Origin of the sequence: Protofrankia sp. CiP1_Cm_nod1 (assembly GCF_920888515.1) — a bacterium.
Taxonomy (GTDB): domain Bacteria; phylum Actinomycetota; class Actinomycetes; order Frankiales; family Frankiaceae; genus Protofrankia.
In genome coordinates this window covers 2,738-4,908 of sequence record NZ_CAKKTM010000263.1, presented here as the reverse complement: position 1 = coordinate 4,908, position 2,171 = coordinate 2,738, and the positions used below count along the sequence as shown (strand labels likewise).

General features: G+C 71.3%; 2 protein-coding genes. One reads left to right on the top strand and one right to left on the bottom strand.

All coding sequences use genetic code 11. The features are described 5' to 3' along the window. Positions 1-10: 10 nt before the first annotated feature. The gene (locus NBX02_RS12225; protein ID WP_250291397.1) at positions 11-1,156 is read right to left on the bottom strand and encodes a trypsin-like peptidase domain-containing protein; all 1,146 of its coding nucleotides are present in this window, start codon (positions 1,154-1,156) and stop codon (positions 11-13) included. Between the two features lie 546 nt (positions 1,157-1,702). On the opposite strand from NBX02_RS12225, the gene NBX02_RS12220 reads away from it, so the two are divergent. Beyond that, a partial coding sequence (locus tag NBX02_RS12220; protein ID WP_250291395.1) for an aminotransferase class IV occupies positions 1,703-2,171 on the top strand: 469 nt, incomplete at its 3' end.

Sequence of the window (2,171 nt, the reverse complement as noted above, 5' to 3'; positions counted from 1 at the left end):
ATGGGCGGGGTCAGCGTGGGCGGTGGGGCCTGGCGGGACGCCTGCCGCGGCGGGTCAGGGCGGCTTCCGGGGCCGGGTGGGCGGGCCGCGTGGGTCGTGGCGCACCGGGTCCCGGCGCGCCCGCCGGTGAGCTGCCCGTCGTCCTCGACAGGCCGGATGCCGACGACAGCACGCCAGCACTCCGGTCGCGTTCGTGCCCGCCGGCCTCGTGCCCACCGGCGAGCGGAGCACTTCCCGGGGCGCGCGTGGAGCCGCCGCCCAACGTCAGGCGGGCCGGCCTGACGTCCGTTGTGACGCCGATGCCACTCCGAGCGTCGCTGGCGCCCTCCAGGTGTGCCGCGGCGGTGGAAGCGGTTTTCCCGGTGCTTTTCCCGGTGGTGAGCGAGCTCGCGACCGAGATCGCGTGGCTGATCGGGATGGCGTATCCGGCCCGCAGCCCGGCCGGCAGGTACTCGTTGAAGACGGTCGCCGCCGTGTCCATCCCGATGACCTCACCGGCCGCGCTGACCAGCGGGCCGCCGGAGAACCCGGGCCTGATGGCGACATCGGTTTTGATCATTCCGGAGAGGTCCTCGGGGTTGCCGCCGTCGGAGTCGGTCGCGGTGATGCTCTGGTTGAGCGCGATGATCCTGCCGGAGACGACCTCGGGCGCCCCGCCGTCGGCGTTGCCGATGGCGGCGACGGCGTCACCGGCCCCGGCCCGTGAGGAGTCGCCGATCGGGACCGCGGCGAGCCCGGAGGCGCCCCACAGCCGCAGGACCGCCACATCGTCGGTCGTGTCCGCCCCGACGACCGACGCCTGGTAGGAACGGCCGCTGCTGGCGACGGTGACGGTGATGGCGTCGGCGTCCGCGATGACGTGGTTGTTGGTGAGTACTTCACCGGCGGAGTTCAGCACCATACCGGTGCCCGCGGCGGAGACGTTCCGCGAGGTGATCCTGGAAAAAATTCTCACCACACCGGGAAGCACCCGGTCGGTGGCCGCCGACAGCTGCGCGGGAACCGGCCCGCCGGCGGCGGTAAAAGCATGCGGAATGGTAAAGGTCTGAACCGCCCGGGCGGCGGCCGGCGGGTTCGCACCGCCGCCCGGCCCGCCAGTCCCGGTATTGGTGCCGATGATGCCGGAGGCCGGGCCGACGGCTCCGGCCACTATCACCGCGCAGCCGGCGACAGCGCCGCGCAGCCGCCGTCCCCGCCGGGCTGGGCGTGATACGGATCGCCAGGGGTTCTCGCCGGTTACCGCTCCGGGAGCTGTGTGTTGTGCTCTCCCGGTGCCGGAGCTTTCCTGGTCCGCTGTGACCTCACCCACTGTGACCTTCACCTACCCTGAGTCTGCTCTGCTGGGCGACGTCCGTTGATCTAAGACAATCGCGTGGCAAACCGCGGGTAATCGCGATCGCGGCGATGCGGGGCACATCACGCCCGGGACGCACCGGCCCGGATTCGATATCCGTCACATTCACCGGGAACCGGTTGCGGATTATGCGCGGGGGCCGGGCCCAGCGGGCTCGGGGCGGGGGGCTCGGGGCGGGCCGGTGCCGGTTCCCGTCCCTGGCCGGTCGAAGAGGAAGATTTCCTCGATGGTCAGGCCGAAGATGCCGGCGAGATGGAAAGTCTTCTTTCCATCAGGGAAGGCCTTGTTGTCATGGACGGCCCGGTGCGTCGATCATGCGGCTTGCCGGGTGGGAGACTGCTGCCCGTGATGGAGCTGGACGGCGCGCCGCCCGACATCAATGATCTTGCCGTGCTGGCGCTGACGAACTACGGCCACTTCACGACCATGCGGGTCGAGCGCCAGCGGGTGCGCGGGCTGTCGCTGCACCTGGAGCGGCTGGCCCACGACTGCGGGCTGCTCTTCGACGCCGACCTGGACGTCGAGAGGGTCCGCCATCTCGTCCGCCGGGCGACACGCCCCATCGGGACGGGCTCCTGCGTGGTCCGGATAACCGTCTTCGACCCGGCGCTCGAGGTGGGGCATCCGGGCGTGCGGGCGCAGCCGCACGTCCTGGTGAACATCAGGCCGGCGCCTGCCACGCCGTTGCCGCCGCTGCGCGTCCGTTCGGTCGCCTACCGCCGGAGCATGCCGGCGGTCAAACACGTGGGTCTTTTCGACGCGCTGCGCCATCGCCGTGCCGCGCAGCTCGACGGCTTCGACGACGTCCTCTTCACCG